The 21,999-nt window shown below is 44.6% G+C and carries 18 protein-coding genes and 5 pseudogenes; 14 read left to right on the top strand and 9 right to left on the bottom strand.

All coding sequences use genetic code 11. From position 1 onward, the window contains the following. Positions 1 to 2 precede the first annotated feature (2 nt). From pqqC to K6984_RS36045, 4 genes and pseudogenes are all read left to right on the top strand, one after another. A complete protein-coding gene (gene pqqC, locus K6984_RS06910; protein WP_221894855.1) occupies positions 3 to 731 on the top strand; it encodes a pyrroloquinoline-quinone synthase PqqC in 729 nt (242 codons plus the stop codon). A gap of 129 nt (positions 732 to 860) precedes the next feature. Further along, positions 861 to 1,133 carry a pyrroloquinoline quinone biosynthesis peptide chaperone PqqD gene (gene pqqD, locus K6984_RS06905; RefSeq protein WP_221894854.1) on the top strand — a complete coding sequence of 91 codons (273 nt, stop codon included), beginning with the start codon at positions 861 to 863 and terminating at the stop codon, positions 1,131 to 1,133. Further along, positions 1,111 to 2,235, top strand: a complete 1,125-nt coding sequence (pqqE, locus tag K6984_RS06900; RefSeq protein ID WP_221894853.1) for a pyrroloquinoline quinone biosynthesis protein PqqE — start codon at positions 1,111 to 1,113, stop codon at positions 2,233 to 2,235. Before pqqD ends, pqqE begins: the two co-directional genes overlap by 23 nt. Positions 2,236 to 2,340: 105 nt before the next feature. Beyond that, positions 2,341 to 2,469, top strand: a pseudogene (locus K6984_RS36045) (membrane protein); the annotation flags it as partial. Positions 2,470 to 2,745: 276 nt separating this feature from the next. On the opposite strand, the gene K6984_RS06890 reads toward K6984_RS36045, so the two are convergent. Then, entirely contained in the window at positions 2,746 to 2,901 is a 156-nt protein-coding gene (locus K6984_RS06890; RefSeq protein ID WP_221894851.1) for a hypothetical protein, read from the bottom strand. A 173-nt stretch (positions 2,902 to 3,074) separates the two neighbouring features. On the opposite strand from K6984_RS06890, the pseudogene K6984_RS30740 reads away from it, so the two are divergent. From K6984_RS30740 to K6984_RS06880, 3 genes and pseudogenes are all read left to right on the top strand, one after another. Beyond that, positions 3,075 to 3,191: pseudogene (locus K6984_RS30740) on the top strand (mechanosensitive ion channel family protein); the annotation flags it as partial. Positions 3,192 to 3,354: 163 nt separating this feature from the next. Then, entirely contained in the window at positions 3,355 to 3,486 is a 132-nt protein-coding gene (locus K6984_RS32800) for a hypothetical protein (protein WP_263458670.1), read from the top strand. A 294-nt stretch (positions 3,487 to 3,780) separates the two neighbouring features. Continuing rightward, positions 3,781 to 4,330 (top strand): annotated as a pseudogene (locus K6984_RS06880) (mechanosensitive ion channel family protein); the annotation flags it as partial. Between the two features lie 110 nt (positions 4,331 to 4,440). Here K6984_RS06880 and K6984_RS06875 read toward each other — a convergent pair. From K6984_RS06875 to K6984_RS06840, 8 genes and pseudogenes are all read right to left on the bottom strand, one after another. Continuing rightward, on the bottom strand, positions 4,441 to 5,019 hold the full coding sequence (locus K6984_RS06875; protein ID WP_221894849.1) for a UbiX family flavin prenyltransferase: 579 nt from the start codon (positions 5,017 to 5,019) through the stop codon (positions 4,441 to 4,443). After that, positions 5,016 to 5,957 (bottom strand): prolyl aminopeptidase, encoded by a 942-nt coding sequence (gene pip, locus K6984_RS06870; protein ID WP_221894848.1) that lies wholly within the window; start codon positions 5,955 to 5,957, stop codon positions 5,016 to 5,018. Before pip ends, K6984_RS06875 begins: the two co-directional genes overlap by 4 nt. A gap of 130 nt (positions 5,958 to 6,087) precedes the next feature. After that, the gene (gene cobO, locus K6984_RS06865) at positions 6,088 to 6,675 is read right to left on the bottom strand and encodes a cob(I)yrinic acid a,c-diamide adenosyltransferase (RefSeq protein ID WP_221895136.1); all 588 of its coding nucleotides are present in this window, start codon (positions 6,673 to 6,675) and stop codon (positions 6,088 to 6,090) included. A gap of 133 nt (positions 6,676 to 6,808) precedes the next feature. Continuing rightward, a complete protein-coding gene (locus K6984_RS06860) occupies positions 6,809 to 8,137 on the bottom strand; it encodes a cobyrinic acid a,c-diamide synthase CobB (RefSeq protein ID WP_221894847.1) in 1,329 nt (442 codons plus the stop codon). 213 nt (positions 8,138 to 8,350) lie between these two features. Next, positions 8,351 to 8,560: pseudogene (gene tnpA / locus K6984_RS06855) on the bottom strand (IS200/IS605 family transposase); the annotation flags it as partial. A 202-nt stretch (positions 8,561 to 8,762) separates the two neighbouring features. Then, positions 8,763 to 13,787, bottom strand: coding sequence for a 2-oxoacid:acceptor oxidoreductase family protein (locus K6984_RS06850; protein WP_221894846.1), 5,025 nt, complete (start codon positions 13,785 to 13,787; stop codon positions 8,763 to 8,765). A 234-nt stretch (positions 13,788 to 14,021) separates the two neighbouring features. Further along, on the bottom strand, positions 14,022 to 14,906 hold the full coding sequence (locus K6984_RS06845; RefSeq protein WP_221894845.1) for an RnfABCDGE type electron transport complex subunit B: 885 nt from the start codon (positions 14,904 to 14,906) through the stop codon (positions 14,022 to 14,024). A 271-nt stretch (positions 14,907 to 15,177) separates the two neighbouring features. Continuing rightward, positions 15,178 to 16,467 (bottom strand): IS630 family transposase, encoded by a 1,290-nt coding sequence (locus tag K6984_RS06840; RefSeq protein WP_221894844.1) that lies wholly within the window; start codon positions 16,465 to 16,467, stop codon positions 15,178 to 15,180. 291 nt (positions 16,468 to 16,758) lie between these two features. Here K6984_RS06840 and K6984_RS06835 point away from each other — a divergent pair, with 291 nt between their 5' ends. The 7 genes and pseudogenes from K6984_RS06835 (at position 16,759) to K6984_RS32790 (ending at position 21,907) form a co-directional block, all read left to right on the top strand. Continuing rightward, positions 16,759 to 17,052 carry a hypothetical protein gene (locus K6984_RS06835; protein WP_221894843.1) on the top strand — a complete coding sequence of 98 codons (294 nt, stop codon included), beginning with the start codon at positions 16,759 to 16,761 and terminating at the stop codon, positions 17,050 to 17,052. After that, positions 17,045 to 17,293, top strand: coding sequence for an OadG family protein (locus K6984_RS06830; RefSeq protein ID WP_221894842.1), 249 nt, complete (start codon positions 17,045 to 17,047; stop codon positions 17,291 to 17,293). The genes K6984_RS06835 and K6984_RS06830 overlap by 8 nt, the downstream gene beginning before the upstream one ends. Before the next feature lie 251 nt (positions 17,294 to 17,544). After that, positions 17,545 to 19,338 carry a sodium-extruding oxaloacetate decarboxylase subunit alpha gene (gene oadA, locus K6984_RS06825; RefSeq protein WP_221894841.1) on the top strand — a complete coding sequence of 598 codons (1,794 nt, stop codon included), beginning with the start codon at positions 17,545 to 17,547 and terminating at the stop codon, positions 19,336 to 19,338. Positions 19,339 to 19,436: 98 nt separating this feature from the next. Further along, positions 19,437 to 20,564, top strand: a complete 1,128-nt coding sequence (locus K6984_RS06820) for a sodium ion-translocating decarboxylase subunit beta (protein WP_221894840.1) — start codon at positions 19,437 to 19,439, stop codon at positions 20,562 to 20,564. A 269-nt stretch (positions 20,565 to 20,833) separates the two neighbouring features. Beyond that, the gene (locus K6984_RS06815; protein WP_221894839.1) at positions 20,834 to 21,076 is read left to right on the top strand and encodes a hypothetical protein; all 243 of its coding nucleotides are present in this window, start codon (positions 20,834 to 20,836) and stop codon (positions 21,074 to 21,076) included. A 356-nt stretch (positions 21,077 to 21,432) separates the two neighbouring features. After that, a pseudogene (locus K6984_RS32795) lies at positions 21,433 to 21,678 on the top strand (MATE family efflux transporter); the annotation flags it as partial. Positions 21,679 to 21,778: 100 nt separating this feature from the next. Next, positions 21,779 to 21,907, top strand: coding sequence for a hypothetical protein (locus tag K6984_RS32790; protein WP_263458600.1), 129 nt, complete (start codon positions 21,779 to 21,781; stop codon positions 21,905 to 21,907). The last annotated feature ends 92 nt before the right edge of the window (positions 21,908 to 21,999 follow it).

Below are 21,999 nucleotides of genomic sequence, written 5' to 3'. Positions count from 1 at the left end.
AAATGACTGAACAAACACCCTGGTCTCGAGAAGAATTTGAAGCGCAGTTACGTGGCATGGAAAAGTATTACCATATCCACCACCCCATGCATACCTTAATGAATGAAGGCAAGCTGACGCAGAAACAATTACAGGGCTGGGTAGCCAACCGGTTTTATTATCAGATTATGATCCCGATTAAAGACGCCAATATACTGGCTAACTGTCCGGATCGTGAAACTCGTGCCATCTGGACACAGCGCATCCTTGACCACGATGGGCAACCTGGCGAACCCGGCGGCATCGAAGCCTGGGTGCAACTGGGTATCGCGGTGGGTATGAGTCGCGAAGAAGTCATTTCTTTAGAACATGTATTACCAGGCGTAAAATTCGCCGTGGATGCCTATGTGAATTTTGCCCGCAACTCAAACTGGCATGAAGCCGCCAGCTCATCTTTAACCGAGTTATTTGCCCCTAAAATCCACCAGCAACGGCTAGATAACTGGCCTGAACTTTACCCGTGGATTACACAAGAAGGTTATATCTATTTTCGTAAACGTCTTTCAGAAGCGCGCCGTGATGTAGAACATGGCCTGGAGATCACTCTGGATTATTATAAAACACGCGAGCAACAAGAGCGCATGCTAGAGATTTTAAGATTCAAATTAAATGTTTTATGGTCTATGGCTGACGCTATCTATATAGCTTATATTAATGATATGCCTCCTTATTTTAATATTGAAAATAACTAAAATGTAGACTGGGTTAGATTATCGGGCATTGCGAGATAACGTAACCCGCCATTGACCGATATCCTGCATATTGTCGGGTTACGCTTCTTCACTACGTTCAAAAATCCACCCTGCCTACACTAAGCACATATGACCATAAACACTGCATTACCCATCAACTTCTCTCCCATGCACCGTCTGCAATGGGAAGAAGCCCAGCAAAAAGATGTTATACTCTACCCTGAAGGTATGGTTGAACTAAACCAGAGTTCGGCGGAAATTTTAAAACTCTGCGATGGTACACGAAATCTGGATCAGATTGTTGCCGATCTGGAGGAAAAGTTCTCCACCACCGATTTAAAAAATGATATTACGGGTTTCTTAGAGGTAGCACTCAATAATGGCTGGATTCAACAAAACTAACATCACCCCTCCCCGCTGGTTACTTGCAGAGCTAACCTATAAATGCCCACTGCAATGCCCCTACTGCTCTAATCCCCTGGATTACGCACACAATAGCAGTGAAATCAGCACCGATGACTGGAAGCGAGTGCTGTCTGAGGCGCGCAAAATGGGCGCAGTACAACTCGGCTTTTCTGGCGGAGAACCCTTAACCCGTCCAGACCTGCCCGAACTAGTTAAACATGCCCGAGAGCTGGGCTATTACACCAACCTGATCACCTCAGGCTACGGCCTAAATGAAGCTAAAATCATCCAGCTTAAACAAGCAGGGCTGGATCATATTCAGGTGAGCATTCAGGCCAGCAGCAAAGACCTGAATGACCATCTTGCCGGTACCGAGTCCTTTCAGCATAAAAAAGAAGCTGCCCGATTAGTTAAAAAACATAATTACCCAATGGTGTTATGTGTAGTTATTCATCGCAAAAACATTCATCAGATGGCCGAGATTCTAGCCATGGCCGAAGAGCTGGGCGCTGACTATCTAGAGCTTGCCAATACCCAGTATTACGGCTGGGCGCATGCCAACCGCGATTTGTTATTGCCTACCCGGGAGCAATTCGAAAAGGCAGAGAAAATTGCCCAAGATTTTAAAAAGAAAGTAGAAGGCAAGATGAAAATCTATTACGTCGTGCCTGATTTTTACGAAGACCGCCCGAAAGCCTGCATGAATGGCTGGGGAACCACCTTTCTAACCATAGCCCCGGATGGAGTTGCGCTACCTTGTCACTCAGCACGCGATTTACCCGGCATGGATTGTCCTAATATCAATGATTACAGCGTTACTGATATCTGGCACGAATCAAAAGCCTTTAATTTCTTCCGTGGCAATGAATGGATGCAAGAAACCTGCAGAAGTTGCGATGAGAAAGACAAAGATTTTGGTGGCTGTCGCTGTCAGGCCTATTTGCTGACGGGTGATATGTATAAAACTGACCCGGTATGTAGAAAATCACCTGACAGACAAGTTGTTCAGGACGCAATAGACGCAGCTAGGGACAGTGCTTTATCCACGGATGAAAAACCACTACTATTCCGCAATAGCAAGAATTCAAAGACCTTTTAGTCAAACGCATGACTCTACGCATCATACAAAACCATCAAGGTAAGTGTTTAAATTAAATAGACGCTTGCTCTAATTTAATGCAAGCCAACTAAAAAAGGAAACATTATGACTACAGAAGAACTTATTTCACAAATGACAGATTTAGGCATGGAATATGGCCCCAAAGTACTCGGGGCAATTGCTGTCTGGATTATCGGTTCATGGGTTATCAAGATTATAGGAAAGGGTGTCGCGAAAACATTAGACAACGGGGAGTCGCTATTTTTGCGAAAGCTTGTTTTGGGCATCCCAGCCCAAGCAAGCGGCAAAAACTTAACGCGACCACTAATGCCTTCGGCGCCCCAGACGTCCTGCGTACGTGCCACTTCGCCATTACCATCGTAAACTCGGTGCTGGCTTCGTAACACTCCCTCAAATGACTGGACGGCGTTTCGGAATGCCTTTTATTTTGTCTACACCTACGCTAGCGCTACGATTCCGACAAAACAACGGCCCTACGCCTTCTGGGGACTACCAGCCCTCGCTTTCGCTCTCCATGGCTGGCAGCGAAGGCCAGGCGCGCCATGCTACCTCACGAAATTCCGGGACTCCTGTCGCCATAATTCGTTCACCTACGCAGCGGATGGGAGATGCCCTGAACGCCCTGCGTCCGCAACGACTACGCACAAAAGCCGCTTCGTCATTACTACCTCACTGGCTGGACGGCTATTCGGAATGCAATTCTTGCTCCTCTCGCGTGCTGCTAGCACACGTCGAATCAGCGAATTGCCCTGTCGCCTATCAGGGACTAAAAATCATCACTTCGCTAAGCTCCGTTTCCATGATTTTCAGCGTCTGCGGACCCATCGCTAAAGCCGTTCTTACTCGGAATAGTGCGCATCTTACTGAAAGTCATGCTAATAATCAGCGTACTAGGTATGCTGGGCATACAAATGACCTCGTTCATTGCTATCTTAGCCCATCTTCGTCACTATTGATGATGTAGTTGTTATAAATCAATTGGTTGAAATTTTGAAAAGTAGCCAGTTGGCACTACAGATTTTGTGTTTTTGTATAAAACGTTGAATTTTTTAGAGTATTTTTGTCGCATGTAAATTACACTCAAATAATGATGGTTTTTTGACAAAAGTCAATGAATTTATCGACAAAAATAATATAAATAGCACTATAAAACTTTCAAAAAAAACACCATTGATTTTAAAGAGAATTTTTCGACAAAAAATCGCTCAAACCGATGAATCAATAGCTTAGAAAGATAAACAGGCGCGCCATGCTACCTCACGAAATTCCGGGACTCCTGTCGCCATAATTCGTTCACCTACGCAGCGGCCCTGAACGCCCTGCGTCCGCAACGACTACGCACAAAAGCCGCTTCGTCATTACTACCTCACTGGCTGGACGGCTATTCGGAATGCAATTCTTGCTCCTCTCGCGTGCTACTAGCACACGTCGAATCAGCGAATTGCCCTGTCGCCTATCAGGGACTAAAAATCACCACTTCGCTAAGCTCCGTTTCCATGATTTTCAGCGAGTGACGAAGATGGGTTAGGTGCGGCTGGTTTGGCAGTAGGTATGGCGTTATCCGGAACACTACAGAACTTTGCCGGCGGGGTCATGATCTTAATCTTCAAGCCATTTAAGATAGGCGATGTTATCGATGCTCAAGGGTTTATCGGTACTGTAAAGGAAATCCAGATATTCAACACTATTTTAAAAACACCTGATAATAAAACCATTATTATCCCTAATGGCGGTTTATCAACGTCTTCTATGACTAACTTTTCCACTGAAGCCCAGAGAAGAGTCGACTGGACTATAGGTGTGGGTTATGGCGATGATTTAGCCAAGGCAAATTATCAGGGAGTTGAGCGATGCCGATTCGAGAATCTTAAAAGACCCGGAAGTATTCATTGCAGTCTCCGAATTGGCGGACAGTTCAGTGAACTTTACGGTTAGAGCCTGGGTGAATGCTACTGATTTCTGGGGCGTATACTTTGATATGAATGAGAATGTTTACAACACTTTCAATAAAGCAGGCTTGAATATTCCTTATCCGCAGATGGATGTGCATTTGCACCAGCAGGCACAGCAATAGTTCTGCTGACAGGGTGGCTGATATTCTCCGCCACCCTGTCAAAATCTTGCCAGACAAAAGCATGTATTGTTAGCAGCTCCTGGCTCCATCTCTGCTGATAGCTATCAGTGCTACAAGCCTTCCCAGGGCGTATATAAGCCGTCAACATTTACCCCAAATAAATTCAGCACACGCCCTACCCCTTCATCGACCATGGTGGCAATAGAATTAGCCTTATTATAAAATGCCGGCATCGGTGGAAAGATGATTCCACCCATTTCAGTTACGCTGGCCATATTACGAATATGCGCTAGATTTAACGGCGTTTCACGCGGCATAATTACCACTCGGCGGCGTTCTTTTAAAGCCACATCTGCAGAACGGGAAATCAAGTTATCCCCAAAGCCATGCGCAATAGCTGCGAGTGTTTTCATAGAGCATGGGGCAACGACCACACCCTCGGTTTTAAATGAGCCACTGGCAATGCTTGCTGCAATATCATTAACGCCATGTGTTACATCCGCTAAAGCATAAAGCTCGCTACGTTTCATCTGCTGCTCATATTTTAAATTTAACAAACCCGCACTGGATATGAGCAGGTGTGACTCCCAGTCAGGCTGCTGGCGTAGCACCTGTAACATTCTAACCCCATAAATGGCTCCGGTTGCTCCAGTCATCGCGATCACCAGGCGTTTCTTTTGCTCACTCATAACGCTAACCTTACAGCCATTTGATCACTCGCATTAACCAACGCATCAACCATTTCTTCACCCTGAGCAATATGCCCGGCATGTTCCAGCACACGATATTCAGCATGGGGTAAAGCGCGGGATAAACTATATCCCGCCGCCATAGGACAAACAAAATCATGGCGTCCATGCACAATAATGCAGGGTATACCTTGTAATCGAGAACAATTTTCTAGGATCTGATTTTCCCGAATAAAATAATGATTACGCGCATAATTCAATTCCATTCTAACTTGCAACACCATTTCAGGAGTAACTTCTTGCACCTGCCCTGGTTTTTGATAATCCGCGCCTACGGCTACCTGGCTACTCCATTGCATCCATGCTGCTGTTATGCGTCGTACCTGTTCTTCATCATCAGACCATAGGCTGGAATACAGCAAATCAATATCCCCGTCTGGCAATGCATCCAGCAAACATTGATATTGCTCGGGATAAATACGACTAGCTCCCTCGCGCACAAACCAGTCTAGGTCTTGTTGCCGTGCCAAAAACACCCCGCGAATAATCACCCCTACCACTGCTGCTGTATGCTGCTGGGCGTATAGTAGCGCTAAAGCACTGCCCCAGGAGCCACTAAATAATAACCATTGCTTAATATATAGCTGTGTACGAATTCGCTCCATATCGTCTATTAAGTCCTGCGTGGTATTGTTTTCTAATTCGCCAAAGGGCAAAGACTGACCACTACCCCGCTGGTCGAACAAGATAATATGGTATAGCCCTGGATCAAAAAAACAGCGCTGTTCTGGTCGCGTACCTGAACAAGGGCCACCATGCAGAAAAACTACGGGAATGCCATTTGGGTTGCCCGATTGCTCTACATACACCTGATGCTGGCTATGCGTTGCAAGAAAAAAAGTATTAAACGGTTCTATTTCAGGAAAAAGTGGTTTCATTCAGTTCCTGCCGTGTACACACTTGATAGAGCATAGCTTTAGCCCGCTTTATAGATTGTGCAGCATTGTCTAATTTTATTACGCCTGGCGGGCTAAAGCCACGCCCTACCATTATCGTTTCAAAAATCGCTTAAAACTCCACCCCTTGCGTTGCCTTAATACCTTGAGCATAAGCATGTTTTATCTTAGTCATTTCAGTCACGGTATGGGCAACCGCAATTACTTCAGGTGCGGCATTACGCCCGGTTAAGACTAAATGCATCCAGGGTGGCTTTTCATTGCTGATAAAATCCGCAATTTCCTGTCCTGAAATCCAGTGATAGCCACAGCAATAATTAACCTCATCCAGTAAAACAAAATCATACTCTTCTGAGAGAATTTTCTGTTTACTAAACTCCCATATCTCCCGGCTGGTTTTAATATCCTGTTCCGGATTCTTGGTGTCCCAGGTAAAGCCATCGCCCAATACATGCCACTCGATATTATCAAAGCGCTCCGATGCTTTCTGCTCACCGGTCTGCCACTTACCTTTAATATATTGAATCACACAAACATTCATGCCCCAGCCAGCAGCACGAAATACCATGCCAAATGCACTAGACGACTTACCCTTACCCTCACCCGTATTAACCAGAACAATACCCTGTCGACGATCTCTTTGTTTCATTATATCCTGCTTGTTTCTTTGTAGAGCAGACTTCAGTCCGCTAATCACCATTATTTCTGACAAACTAGTACAGCCCCCCCCCCGAAGTAAGCAATAAAACAATAAGATTATTAGCTTATTTAAACAATCGCTTAATGATGTTTTAAAAATAAAGGGGTACTGTACTAGCGGACTGAAGTCCGCTCTACCAGTTTGCACTAAACCATTCCGCTATCACATCTGGCGCACTGGGAAAATACCAGTGTACATAAGATGCGCGTAAATTTTTATAACGTACTCCTTTATCACCCCGTTCTATATCAACGCACGGCTCAAACACCTGTTCTGTTTTACGCACTGAATGATGAAACTCATGCCCTCTTATCCCCGATGCTTCTTCACGATAACCTAAAGCAGCCAGTTTCGTTTGCATTATCGAGCGATAGGGTAATATATTTGCCATAGACCATTCCGTACCTGCATGATCAATTAAGGTTGCTCCCAACAACATTGCTCCCCCGCATTCAGCCAGCACAGGCCTACTTGTCTCAACAAATTGCTTAAGTGACTGCCAGGTTTTTGATTGCGCGAGTGATTCAGCGTACAACTCTGGATACCCACCAGGCAACCAGACTCCGTCGGCTTTGTCTGGAACTGGTTCACCCGCCATAGGCGAGAAATATAATACCTCTGCACCTTGCTGATATAAAAAATCTATATTGGCTGGATATATAAAGCAACAGGCTGCGTCCTGTGCCACTGCTATTTTCTTATTGACCAATAAACCTTGCACTGGCTTTTTAGGCAGGGTAAACGAAAGCCTGGAAAACAAGTCGGGCAAGTGAGCAACTTCAATATGCAGATAAGGCAAAAAATCGGGCACAGACACTTCACCTGGCTGCACTAAACCCAGGTGACGTTCGGGTAAACCAGGTGCAGATTTTTCCATCCAGGAGATCAGCGGAGGCAGTTGATGCTGTTGCAATGCATCACGCAATAACCTTGCATGATGTTGACTGCCTACCCGGTTAGCAATGACTCCGGCAATCGTCACCCCCATTTGCAATGCATAGCTGACAAAGCCACTGACCAAAGGAACAATCGAGCCACTCATGCCTTTAGCATCAACCACTAAAAACACATGCAATTGCAATTCTTTAGCCAGTTCAGCACTAGAACCACTACCACCCACTCCTGAACGGCCATCAAACAAGCCCATCACGCCTTCTATCAAGGCAATATCAACTGAGCCTGACTGCTCGGCAATTATCTGCTTAGAGTGTTGCGTACCGACCATACGCGTATCGAGATTATAAGATAAGCGACCTGTAACAGCTTGATGCCATAATGGATCCAGAAAATCAGGCCCCGACTTGAAAGATAGCACATCCAGCTGCCGGGATCTTAAATACTGCAATAAAGCCAGCATAATCGTAGTTTTGCCACAGCCGGACTGAGTACCAGCCAACAGCGCCAGAGCCGCACCTACGTCACTCGACGGCACGCTGCCTTGCTCAAGCGGCTGACTTAACATTGCATTTCCGTTCCTTTTATTCATCTATTGTTAATCAGCTTGTAAGTTTTCCAGTTTCAGCAAAATATTATCCGCCTGCAAAACATTAAAGTCGATAAATTAACTACCACGCTTATAAAACGTGGTTTAAATTCGACCTAAAAGGCCGTTCTCAGCAAAACCCCTATGGGGCCTTGCTGAAATAAGATCAAGTTGTTCCCAATATTTTAGTGGTTATTTATTTTCTTGGAACTTTACATACTTTCTTATCATTTCTGCATCCATACCTACGGTATCAACACAGTAACCAGCCGACCAAAAATGATTCCCCCAATACTTCTTTGTTCGCAAGCTCCGGAATTTCTGGAAAGCTTGAATTGCAGTTTTTCCTTTTACTCTTCCAACTAAATCTGATACTGAAACCTTGGGGGGTATTTTTACAACTGAAGTTTCCCAATAATTATTTATGGTAAAATTGAAACTATGCTACAACTATATGAAAAAATAGTCTTTTCATTCGTTTCAAATGCTATTGCCTAAGGGGAATTAAGTAGGGGTTTGCTATAAACATGGCAAAACCACCTAAAATAAACCTCGATACACCAGCATTGTGTATTTCAGCTACTCAATAATTGGGAAACTTCAGCTATTGAAACTTCTCCGCCCGTTTGATTAATTTCTCCAGGTTCTTTTCATTAGGGTTCCATGGGGTACCAGGGTGAATAATCACTGCAGTACATTTTTCAGCTGCTTTGACGATATCTTCAAATGTCCCTGCAGTCGGGTCTACGATGATGGCTTTTTTATCTTCATTGTATTTGAAAATTTTAGGATTGATTTCCACGCATTCATCACAAGTGGTGCAATCTGGTGTTTCTATCCAGACTGCCTCATGTCCGCCGGCTGCTGGTGCTTCTTCTTTAGCAGAGCTTGCTGCTGCTTGTGGCGCTGCACTGGCCTGTGTCGCACTGGCAGCTGCAGGAACTGGAACTTGCGGTGCATTTGCAGCCGGTGGTGCTGCTAAAACTGCAGCAAGTGCACTGATATCAGCATTTCCATCGGATGTGCCTTCGCCAACCATATTCATTAAGTTAGAGGCAATGCTAGAGGCCATTTCTGCTTTTGCCTGCGCAGCAATAGCATCGGTATCAATCACTATTTTATCTACGCCAGCCAAGCCTTTTAAGGTACGCCAGAAATTACGCCGCTCGATGGTAGCATGCACGATCTCAGGATCAACGACTACGCGAACCAGGGTATTGGACTCTGGATGCACCGCATGCACATAAGCGGTATTTTCTGCCATTTCATCATGACCTAAATCAATAAATTCATGCAGAGGCACCATATCATCGCTCCATTGTGACGGCGCGATAAATGTAAAATGCTTCTGGAAACGGCCTTCCGTCATGGCCCAGTCGGCAAAGGTTAAAGGCACGGTCATGGTGTCTTCGATACCGTATTCATCCACGAACTGAAGCTCGTAGCTAGTCCAGTCTTTATCCAGATCCGGGTTGCCTTTTAAGGACATACTTTTTTCCCAGGTATCATCTTCACGTGGGTCGTAAGTCATTAACGGGTATGCACGAGCTTCTACAGCCAGCCGGCTTTGCATATCCGCAGCATCATCAGCCACGCCGTGTTCCGGTTGGCAGACAGCATAGATATTAAAAATAGCCGGGCCGCGATAATTTAGGCCATCGATATAGCCTTCGATTAAGTGGTTCGGATGGGCAATAGAGCTTTGTAGCGTGTAGGTCGTTCTATGCGCCATCGAAATCAGGCTCATTTCTTTACGCCGCTCGGTTTTGCCTTTCCACTCTTTACCATACGGCGCCATATCAGATATTTGCCCGGTAAAGCCAGAGGTGCAGGCTTGTCCGCCAGTATTGGAATATACTTGCGTATCCAGAATTAATATTTTCAGTGGCATACCTGACATAATGCTGCGTGATAAATTCTGGAAACCTATATCGTACATCGCACCATCACCACCAATTGTGACCACAGGGGGACATAGCAGGTATTCTTCTTCGCTGAACTGATGCCAGTCAAAGTATTTAAAGAAATGCGCGCTTTCCTGCTTGTCATATTTGCCCGCAATTTCTAGCTCAGCCATGCGAATGGCTTTAAAGCCATCTGCCATTTTAACCATATGCCCTTCAAAAATACCCATTGCTAAAGACGGTGCATCCTGGAACAAGTTATTCGCCCAGGGAAAAGGATAGGGATTAAACGGAAATGTGGAACCCCAGACTGAAGAGCAGCCAGTGCTATTGGTAATGCCCATTTCTACACGGCCATTACCCGTGACGCCTTCTGTATATTGCCATTTTAAGTGCTTCAGTTTGGCGACGGTCTGAGATGCCCATTTTAACCATTTGGCATCAATTGGGTCGCTGGCTTTGCCTACGCTTAAAGAGCTACTGAGTTTGCTTAAGGTTAGATCGACATTTTTATTCGCATCGATCGCAGTTTCTACCGCTTCTATATCGCTAATATCCAGTTTCTCAGATAATTTCAGACGGATATGTTTTTCCATATCTGTAATTAACTGGTCAATTTTAGCCACTTGTTTTTTGGCACGTGGCTGCATCAATGCAGTTACCGTGCCGGTAAATAAATGCACAATGGTTTTTTCACCGCAACCCAGGCATGCGCCATCACCACAGTTCATTGACGCATAAGTGTGCTTATCCAGCAGCATAGTGGTCAATGCACCGGCTTTTTCATCCAGGTCATTAATACGCTTGTATTTAGGATTGGAAGTAGGCAGGTCGTTCCAGTATTCCCAGCCATTGCGTAGCGTTTGTATGCTTTCAACTGTTTGCGGGGCCGGTTCCAGGGCTTCGTCCGGGCAGACCTCGACACATTCCATGCAACCTTTACAGGTCATTGGATTAATAGTGATCGAGAATAGGCCGCCATTATTTGGTGTGCGCTTATTTGCTGCATCATGATAAGGTTTGGTAATAGCGAATTTAAAGTCGCCCATCGCCTCTTTAAACCATTCAAATTCCTGTTTAACTTCGGCCTGGTCGGTATCAGGGTATTCCTTGATAGTTTCGCCGATAGACTTGTTAAAGATTGGATCTAACACCGTACCTTCGGATTTATCCGCGGTTAAGGCATGGTATTTTTTCTCCACAGTACGAATCGCGCGACGTAAGTGCTTAACCGTTTTACCGGTTTTTTCGATACGTTTGATATTAGTTTCAAACACTTCGTTTACACTATTGATCAGGCCTGGAATGGCGCTGTCAGGGCAAGCGGTATAGCAATCACCACAAGCGGTACAATTTTCAGGTATCCATACCGGATGCTCGAAGCGCACCTGGGTCATGTCCCGGTATATGCCACTAGCTGCCGGAATTATGCTCATCGCCATAAATGGATCGGCCAGACTATCATTGGCGCGACCATTAATATAGTTGGTGCCTGTCTGTGCAAAAAAGCGATGAATGTCCGATAAAGGATCGTCGTTCGCAGGCTTTTGCAGTAACATCAATGGCGCTGTTTGTTCTTTTTTAACTGCCCAGGGAGCAACATCGCCCACTTTCATATCTTCTACAGCAAGGTGCCTGGTTTCGCTAAAGCCACGCTTTACAGTGCGGAAATTGTCTTCGACGACCTGCTCACCTTTACTGCCAAATTTGTTTTTGATGGTTTCATGAATAGCTTGCAGAATATCATCTTTGCTCTTGCCTGCATTTTCGGCAATAGGTGAAGACTCAAAAAAAGCACCCTGAAATGCGATGCCCTGCATACGGAATTGTAAGTCAGGGTGATCAGTTTCTTCGCGAGCAATTTTAAAACCATCTAGATAAGCGACCTTAATATTTTTATCTACGATATATTGCTGTGAGGCTCTGGGGAATGTGCGCCAGACTTCTTCGGCGGTTTCCAGGTCGCTTTGAATAATAAATACGCCATTTTCATTCAGCCCCGCCAACGGATTCGAGTAAGTGAATACATTGGGGTCAGGTGCGATAACCACATCCACATGGGTATATTCGCAGGTAATACGAATAGGCTCTGGTGCTGCAGATAAATAATAGGTGGTCGGCTGGCCTTTTTTCTCAGAGCCGTATTTTGGATTAGCCTTGATATTGTAATCCAGCAAATCAAATAAGGTCATCGCCAGATTTTTACCCGTGGTGATTGCTCCCCAGCCACCGACTGAATGCATACGTACTGTCAGTGAGTCTTTCGGCATAAGATTCGGATTTTCTGAACCTTTTAGCGCTAAATCACGTATCGCAGGGTATGCATCTAGAACGGCTTGTTGTTGTAATTCCTGTTTAGGTGAAAATGCCTGGCTACGTACAAAATCTATACCCAGGTAAAAGAACTTCTTGCGCTTGCCTTCGGGTAGCATATTTTCTATGGCAGCTATAATACCTTCAGGCTGCAGGTCACGACTACCCAGACCAAAACAGGCAGAGTAAAGCGGTGAGGTATCGGTGACTTTATTATAGGAAGCATATTCCGGGAATGGCGTTTCTTTGGCATGGCCATTTTCAAAGGCCTTGGCCATGGCATTACGGATTTCCGAAATCAGTGGTAAATCCTCGGATAAGGGCTGGTCGGTACGCTCCATTACGGTAATACCTTTACGTCCCTTGGCAACAGCAGAAATCAGGTCACCTGGAAATGGGCGGAAAAAGGTCATATTCACGACACCCACTTTTATATTGCGCTTTTCGCGCAAATAATCGGCAGTTGCCTGTGCGGTGTGAATTACGCTGCCCTGAGCAATAATCAGGTACTCCGCATCTTTGCAGCGATATTGGCCGATCCGGTGATAGCGTCTACCGGTGAGCTCATACCATTCGTCTATGCATTCATCTGCAAATTTCTGCACATGGTCAAAAAAGTACGGGCGCTGTCCGGCAACCGACTGCATGTATGAATCCTGATTCTGCACTACGCCTGACATCATCGGTTTATCAACATCCCAGGGTTCAGGGATTCTGCGCCGATTCTCGCCGTATAAAATACGTTGTGCTGGTGTTGGGCAGTTAATAATATCGTCAGGCAGTCCCAGGAATTCCTCGATTAATTCGCGCTCAGGTAACTGCAAGTCTTCGATTAAGTGTGAGGTTAAAAAGCCATCCTGAGCCACGGCAGCCGGATTTAGACTCAGCTCGGCAATTTTACGGCCAATAATATTCAGATCGGCAATTTCTTGATTATCTTTGGCAAAAATCTGGATAAAACCGGTATCGTCCATGCAATGATAGTCATCATGACCACAATGCACGTTTAATGTTGCTTTTGTAATGGCGCGACAGGCAATATTCAGAACATAAGGCAGGCGCTTGCCGACAGCAGTATATAAAGACTCATGCATATAGGCGATACCTTGCGATGAGCTAAAATTTGTCGCACGCAAGCCCGTCATCGACATACCTGCGGTAATTGCCGCAGCCGCATGTTCGCCTTCGGGCTCAACAAATATCAGTGGGCGCTCGGAAATATTAATATGGCCCTTGCTTTTTTGTTCTGCCCAGCCTTCACCCATATCAGTCGATGGGGTAATTGGAAAGGCACCAGCGGCATCGCTAGCTTCGCGCTCACACATAATGACTGCCGCATTACCATCCATTGCCATGCGTATGCCGGGGTATTTAAATTTTTTGTGTTTGTCTTTTTTGCCAAAAATAGCCATTTGGTTTCCTTCTGAAAATGGTATGCAGTCTTAGTGTGTAATCAGTCCCTGATTTGATAGTCCGCAAATATTGCTTCCTTGTAGAATGTGACTTTAGCCCGCATTTATTAAACTAGCGGGCTAAAGCCACGCTCTACGCCTGTGTTTGAGGTATTCGAATAGTGACGTTTTAATTTGTATGGGTTAACCCAGATATTATATTAATATTAGCTTGAATACGAAAATTTAACGTAATTATCCAACAGGCAGCGCAGTTTCACGCCGGGGCTTCATGCCTTCTTTACCCTTACTTCCATGAGTCGAGCCGAGTTTGCTATCTAGCCAGACGATTGCCCCTGTTGGGCAGCGCTCAATAGGTGTACGGTCTACATCAATATCCTGATATTTTGTATAATCAATCACCGCCAGATTATTTTTAATTTCTATCAGGCCTGGGGGCGCATCTACTACGCATTTTTCACAGGCAGTACAGGCCACTTCGCACTCTTGTTGCGCAGTATCGCCTTCATCTAGGCTTTTACAGGCAACATAAAGTTTCTGGCTGACCGCCATCAACGAAAACAAATCTTTTGGGCAAACAACAATACAATCATTGCAGGCGGTGCACTTATCTTCAATGACGATGGGCAAGCCGTGCTCATCCATATAAATCGCATCAAAGTCACAGACATCGGCACAATCACCCAGGCCTAAACAGCCCCAGCTACAGCCTTTACCACCCCCGGAAACCACCGATGCGGCCTGACAGGATTTTAAGCCTTCATATTTTGCGCGGGTGTAGGCAACATGTGAGCCGCCAGCGCATGCTAGCCGGGCAACCACTTTTTCATGGTCGCCCATACCCACGCCCAGATATGCTGCAATTTCAGCATTGCCTTCCGGAGAGTTAACGGTGCAGGCAGAAGGATTTTTTGTGCCTTCCACTACGGCCTCCGCAAATGGGCGACAGCCTGGTGTGCCACACGCGCCGCATTGGGCTTGCGGTAACATATCGTCAACCTCTTCGATGCGCGGGTCTTCGTAAACAAATAGTTTTTTATTGGCTATTGCCAGAATGATTGCAAGTACCGCACCGAGGGCAATCATAAATACTGCGGCAGTGACTATGGTTGAAATCATGTTTGTGGTATTTACTTAGGTAGTAAAGATTAGGTTATTAGACTGGTTTCAAGCCTTGTGCCAAGCAAAGAGCAACTCTTCGCGCTATTATACTTGTTAAGGGATATGCTGCTAGTGCAACACTAGTTTTGACAAAAAGGGTTGTTTTCATTCCATTTCAGTCCTTGGCGGAGATAAAAATTATTTATGAAACACTGATTTTACAACTAATTCATGCAACTCAATATATAGTTTCTCAGATAAATAATTTCCAAATTTGGAGCGCTTAAACTTAGGCGGTAACAACGAAATCTTCCCGCAATTTTTGCATAACACAAATCACTTTACTGGCATCATGCATATAAGTGTTAAAAGTTTGCACAACTGAATCATGAAGATCTTCAAAAGTTTTAAAATACTTCATATGAGTCGAATCGCGTTTCGTATTTTTCCATAATTTCTCAATCGGATTAAAATCCGGCGAGAACGCAGGGAGACGTTCTACTGTCAAACGATCTACATTAGCTAACTTAAATTCCTTAATAACACCGCTTCCATGATACGGGGCACCATCTTCAATTAGAATAATCTTGCCTTTATAATAAGCCAGCAATTGTGTTAAAAACTCAACATAGCTTTCACCATTAAAACGCCCAGATGTTTCAGCGTGTTGTAATATCATTGGCTTATAACTCTCGATTAAGACGTTGTCGGCAATAGAATATATCGCTTCCATAAAAAGCTTCTGTGTTGGATATTTCTCATTTTTTAAGCTTTTAAGAATAGCTAAAAATTCTTGAGGCAGCCCAGCCTCTTTTAAAAGTCTAAGTGACTTTGGTTTTATCTCATAAGCCAATGATTCTCGGTATTGAAAACTCCCTCCTTCGAGTTCGATCGTACCAAACATTTTCAACCCTTTTCGAATCCCTGATGTTTTCACTGTGGGTTGCTCTCCTATTGGAGCCCAGGTTCGTGCCAATGAACCCCACATAGCAAATGACACCTCATCACCGAATAAAACGACACTCTTTTCTTCTACCGCCTTTTCCATAATGGCAGGCAATGTTTCTTCCAGCCACGTTTTTCTTTCAAGCTCGTACTTTTCTTCTTCTTGGCGATCAGTCACAAAACGAGCTTTTTGATAACTGAAGCCCAGTTTTTTCATTAGGCTTGATAAATAGTTCAAGTTATAACGAACTTCAAATTTTAACCAAATAAGCTCGGCAATCATCGCAGTATTCCATATTCCACAATGAAATCCATTGTCTTCTGGGCCTTTCTTTATCAACTCAACCAATCTATTTTTCTGGTCTTTAGTTAACTTTGACTTCCGACCACGTCCTTGATAGTGTTGCCCTATTAACCAACCGACACCTTTATGCATGAATGTTTTCAGCCAATTTATAATGGTTTTTTCACAGACTCCCATTAGGCGTGCTATTTCTTTGATTCCCATGCATTCACTGAACCAGAGTAGAGCTTGAGTTAATCGATATAAACAAATATTACTTAGCTTGAGAGCTGTCGCCATATTTTTTTTTAGTCGGTCTACAATTGACTTTGAAAAAGTGAGGGATACCATTTTTGACTGTTTCCGTTAGTGTTGGGACGAAAATTATAAGCCAGTTTCCCCTCTGTCGTTTTTGTTTGTTCGAAAATTAATTTTCTGAAAGTCTATAGCTAATAATTATTAGCTTAGCTGATTAGGTCGTTAGTAAGCATTGCATTCTAGCATGGAAATAGCTGGATTAAACTAGTAATACTTGACTGTCAGCTTAAAACATGATGTTTTTTAAGTGATTTTCAGGCGCGCCATGCTACCTCACGAAATTCCGGGACTCCTGTCGCCATAATTCGTTCACCTACGCAGCGGATGGGAGATGCCCTGAACGCCCTGCGTCCGCAACGACTACGCACAAAAGCCGCTTCGTCATTACTACCTCACTGGCTGGACGGCTATTCGGAATGCAATTCTTGCTCCTCTCGCGTGCTGCTAGCACACGTCGAATCAGCGAATTGCCCTGTCGCCTATCAGGGACTAAAAATCACCACTTCGCTAAGCTACGTTTCCATGATTTTCAGCGAAAGTGTAGAGAAAGTTGTTAAGTACTCAATTTTTAGCGATAATGCTGGAAATTTAATAATAATGGTTAGTGCTTATGAATGAATCGATGACGCAAGGGGTTGAGCTGATGCTCACTGGTATGGGCATTGTTTTTCTTTTTCTTGTAATGTTGATTGCAGTAGTAAAATTAATAGCTTATTGTGTCGCGACTTTTGTTCCTGAAGAGAAAGCAGCGCCTGTTAGCACGTCACCCAGTCAGGTAGTTTCTCCAGGTGCAGTCTCGCCAAATATCACTGCGGCAATAACAGCAGCCGTGCATAAGCATAGAGCAAAGCATAAATAAATATTCTATTACTCGATGTTCAAGTTTTCAGCTATAACTGGGCTAAGAAAAGTAAATTTTTCCGGCTTTGTTTTATAAGTGATTGATTTACAATGATGTTGATGCTTTCTTTGTCAGTAAAATTATCAATAAAATCAATCAGTTAAAAAACTTGAACATCGAGTATTACTCATTAAAGGTAAAAAGATTGAACTATTACCCACAAGGTAAGAAGAATCTACGGCTGCAAAGGCAGAGGAAATAATTACATCATGACACAACCAAGCATGCCGGTAGGCATAACTGAAGTCGTCTTAAGAGACGCGCATCAATCGATTTTGGCAACGCGTTTACGTATTGAAGACATGTTGCCTATCTGTGAGAAATTAGATCAGGTTGGCTATTGGTCTATAGAATCCTGGGGGGGCGCAACTTTTGATGCATGTATTCGTTATCTCGGCGAAGATCCCTGGGAAAGACTACGTTTATTAAAAGCTGCAATGCCGAAGACACCGCAGCAGATGCTATTCCGCGGGCAAAATATACTGGGTTATCGGCACTATGCGGATGACGTAGTCGATAAATTTGTCGAACGCTGCGTCGTTAACGGGATTGATGTATTCCGTATTTTTGATGCGATGAATGATATGCGCAATATCGAGCATGCAGTCAAAGCGGTATTAAATACTGATGCACATGCCCAAGGGACTATTTCATATACCTTGAGCCCGGTACATACGACTGCTAAATGGATAGAGCAAGGCAGAAAAATTGAAGATATGGGTGCGCACTCTATTTGCATTAAAGATATGGCCGGTTTGCTAACGCCTTATGCCGCTTATGACTTAGTGTCACAGCTTAAAAGTGCGGTGGATATTCCTGTGCATTTACACTGCCATGCAACAACTGGGCTAAGTGTGGGTACTTTAATTAAGGCAATTGAAGCGGGTATTGATAATGTTGATACCGCGATTTCATCCCTAAGTATGACCTATGGACATAGTCCTACAGAGACAATTGTTGCCACCATGGCTGGACAAGAGCGTGATACCGGTCTGGATTTAGAAAAGCTGGAAGATATTGCCGCGTATTTCAGAAATGTACGCCTTAAATATGCCGAGCATGAAGGTAGCTTAAAAGGCGTAGATGGTCGAATTCTATTAGCTCAAGTACCAGGTGGTATGTTGACCAATATGGAAAGCCAGCTTAAACAGCAAGGTGCGGCAGATAAGTTTGATGAGGTACTGAAAGAAATTCCGCGTGTGCGTGAAGATTTAGGTTTTCTGCCTTTAGTAACACCCACTTCGCAAATAGTAGGCACCCAGGCGGTATTAAACGTCATGACCGGCGAGCGTTATAAATCAATTAGTAAGGAAACCGCAGGCGTACTAAAAGGCGAATACGGTAAAACGCCGGCACCGGTTAATGCAGAATTACAGGCGCTGGTCTTAGAAGAGGGTGGCGAAGTTATATCCTGTCGCCCCGCTGATTTAATCTCGCCAGAAATGGATGCCTTGATTGCCGAAGTGCAAGCAAAAGCAAAACAAGAAGGTGTGACTTTAGCAAAAAACGTTGAAGAAGATGCGCTGATTAATGGCCTGTTTGTACAGGTTGGCTGGAAATTTATTGCGAATCGCGGTAATCCTGACGCTTTTGAGCCAGCACCTAATCCGGAAGCCTTTGCAGCGAAAAATGCACCGAAAGCTGAAGTAGAACGTTATACCGTTGATGTTAATGGTCAGAGCTTTGATGTTGCTGTTGGCCCAGGCGGCGTTGGTCTGGCAATTTCCACGGCAGAGATGCCTCAGCCAGCAGGAGCAGGATCAACCCCGGTTGCTGAAGCTCCATCAGCAACCGGTGCTATAGTCGAATCCCCGCTAGCTGGAAATATCCTGAAAATAAATGTCAATATCGGTGCTGCAGTTGCAGAAGGCGATGTGATACTAATTATGGAAGCAATGAAAATGGAAACCGAAGTGCGCACCAAAGTTGCAGGTACCGTTAGCGCGATAAATATTAAAGAAGGCGATACTGTTTCTGTCGGTGATATTCTAGTTTCCTTATAGATTAGCTGCGCTTTAAAATCCCACCTTAAAAGCCCTTGTCAACCTGCGTTGATGAGGGCTTAATTCTTTTTACAACACACTACAAATAGAGACATTCTATGGAAAATCTCACTCGCCTGTGGCAAAGCACGGGGATTTATAATTTTGAGGAGCCACAACTAGTTATGATGCTGGTAGGCTTCTTATTGCTTTTTCTCGCCATAAAAAAAGATTTTGAGCCTTTATTATTAGTTCCTATTGGTTTCGGGGCGATTCTAAGTAATATTCCGGTCGCTGGAATTGCCGAGCCTGGCGGTATATTGTATTACCTATATGAAGGAATTAAATCTGGGGTTTTTCCCTTATTGATCTTTATGGGCGTTGGTGCGATGACTGACTTTGGTCCCATGCTGGCTAACCCTAAGACCTTATTATTAGGTGCTGCAGCACAATTTGGTATTTTTACGACCCTACTCGGTGCTTTAGCCCTTAATATGGTTCCGGGCATGGAGTTTTCCATGTCCGATGCTGCGGCCATTGCTATTATTGGTGGTGCTGATGGACCAACTGCAATTTACGTAGCCTCTAAATTAGCCCCTGATTTACTCGGCGCCATTGCCGTTGCGGCTTATTCATATATGGCACTAGTACCTTTGATTCAGCCACCTATCATGCGCGCACTGACAACACCAGAAGAACGTTGCATAGAAATGCAACAATTACGTTTTGTCAGTAATACCGAGAAGATTATCTTTCCACTGATGCTGATTACGCTATGTACTTTATTATTGCCTTCAGCGGCTCCCTTGGTAGGCATGTTTTGTCTGGGTAACTTGATGAATGTCTGCGGCGTAGTAGAGCGTTTAAGCAAAACTTCGCAAAATGAATTAATCAATATCGTCACTATTTTCTTAGGGCTAGCCGTAGGCTCAAAGATGAGTGCAGATAAATTTCTTCAGGAAACAACCTTAGGAATTCTAGTCTTAGGCGCGATTGCATTTTGTATAGGCACTGCATCTGGTGTCATCATGGCTAAAGTAATGAATAAATTTAGCGATACGCCTATTAATCCACTGATTGGAGCAGCAGGCGTTTCAGCCGTACCGATGGCCGCACGAGTGGCAAATAAAGTAGGTCTGGAAAATAACCCGCATAATTTCCTGTTAATGCATGCGATGGGACCTAATGTGGCCGGAGTTATTGGTTCTGCGGTTGCTGCCGGGGTGTTGCTAAGTTTAGTGAAGTAAGGTAACACGCAATAAATAACCTACCAATATTGCGCAGGATTTTTGTTCGCCTTCAAGGCGTAGGCACGGCGCATAGCAGGCTACGTAACTATTTCTACAACACAGAAGACGGACAAAAAGACAAGCAAGGTAGGTGGATTATTTGTTGCGAGTTACCTAAGTACCAAAGGTAAATTAATTTAACTAAAATAAGGAATCACCAGGCGCGCCATGCTACCTCACGAAATTCCGGGACTCCTGTCGCCATAATTCGTTCACCTACGCAGCGGATGGGAGATGCCCTGAACGCCCTGCGTCCGCAACGACTACGCACAAAAGCCGCTTCGTCATTACTACCTCACTGGCTGGACGGCTATTCGGAATGCAATTCTTGCTCCTCTCGCGTGCTGCTAGCACACGTCGAATCAGCGAATTGCCCTGTCGCCTATCAGGGACTAAAAATCACCACTTCGCTAAGCTCCGTTTCCATGATTTTCAGCGTTCGAGTGGTGCTACCTTCAGGTAGGTTATAGGCTGCTTTGTTTAGGTGCTTCTTCTTTTAATGGGCTGAAGTTTCCCAATTATTGAGTAGCTGAAATACACAATGCTGGTGTATCGAGGTTTATTTTAGGTGGTTTTGCCATGTTTATAGCAAACCCCTACTTAATTCCCCTTAGGCAATAGCATTTGAAACGAATGAAAAGACTATTTTTTTCATATAGTTGTAGCATAGTTTCAATTTTACCATAAATAGTTATTGGGAAACTTCAGATAATGGGAACACTGATGGTTTAAGTTGTCATAACTCAACATATGCTCACAACTACTTGTCCGATCTTTGAATAAGCAGTGCTTTAATCATCGACAGGTTTGGCAACTTGCCTTACCGATGATAATTGCCAATATTTCTACACCATTATTAGGCTTGGTCGATACTGCGGTGATGGGGCATCTGGATAATGCCAATTACCTTGGTGCCGTTGCACTTGCAGGGTTGATATTCAATTTCCTTTTCTGGGGCTTCGGCTTTTTGCGCATGGGCACGTCAGGTCTTAGCGCCCAAGCATTTGGCGCTGATGATCCGGTAGAGTTACGGGCTATTTTAGTACGGGCTATGATGCTTGCCTTGTGCATATCCTTGATTATATTAGCCTGCCAGCAGCCTATCGCTACGCTTAGCTTTCATCTGATTAATAGTCACGCAAATATTGAGCCCCTGCGGGGAGTCGCTATTTTTGCGAAAGCTTGTTTTGGGCATCCCAGCCCAAGCAAGCGGCAAAAACTTAACGCGACCACTTATGCCTCCGGCGGCCCCGATTCGTCCTCGTCACCTCGTCCCGACCCAACAAGGGGTCGGAACATAGGCTCCAAATGACTTGACGCCGTGTCGGATGGCCTTTTATTTTGTCTCCACCTTCGCTAACGCTCAGACTCCGACAAAACAACGGCCCTACGG

The organism is Bathymodiolus japonicus methanotrophic gill symbiont (assembly GCF_019721995.1).
Lineage (GTDB): Bacteria > Pseudomonadota > Gammaproteobacteria > Methylococcales > Methylomonadaceae > Methyloprofundus.
Note: the sequence above shows the minus strand (reverse complement) of the source record. Positions and strands in the feature narration are given on the sequence as shown.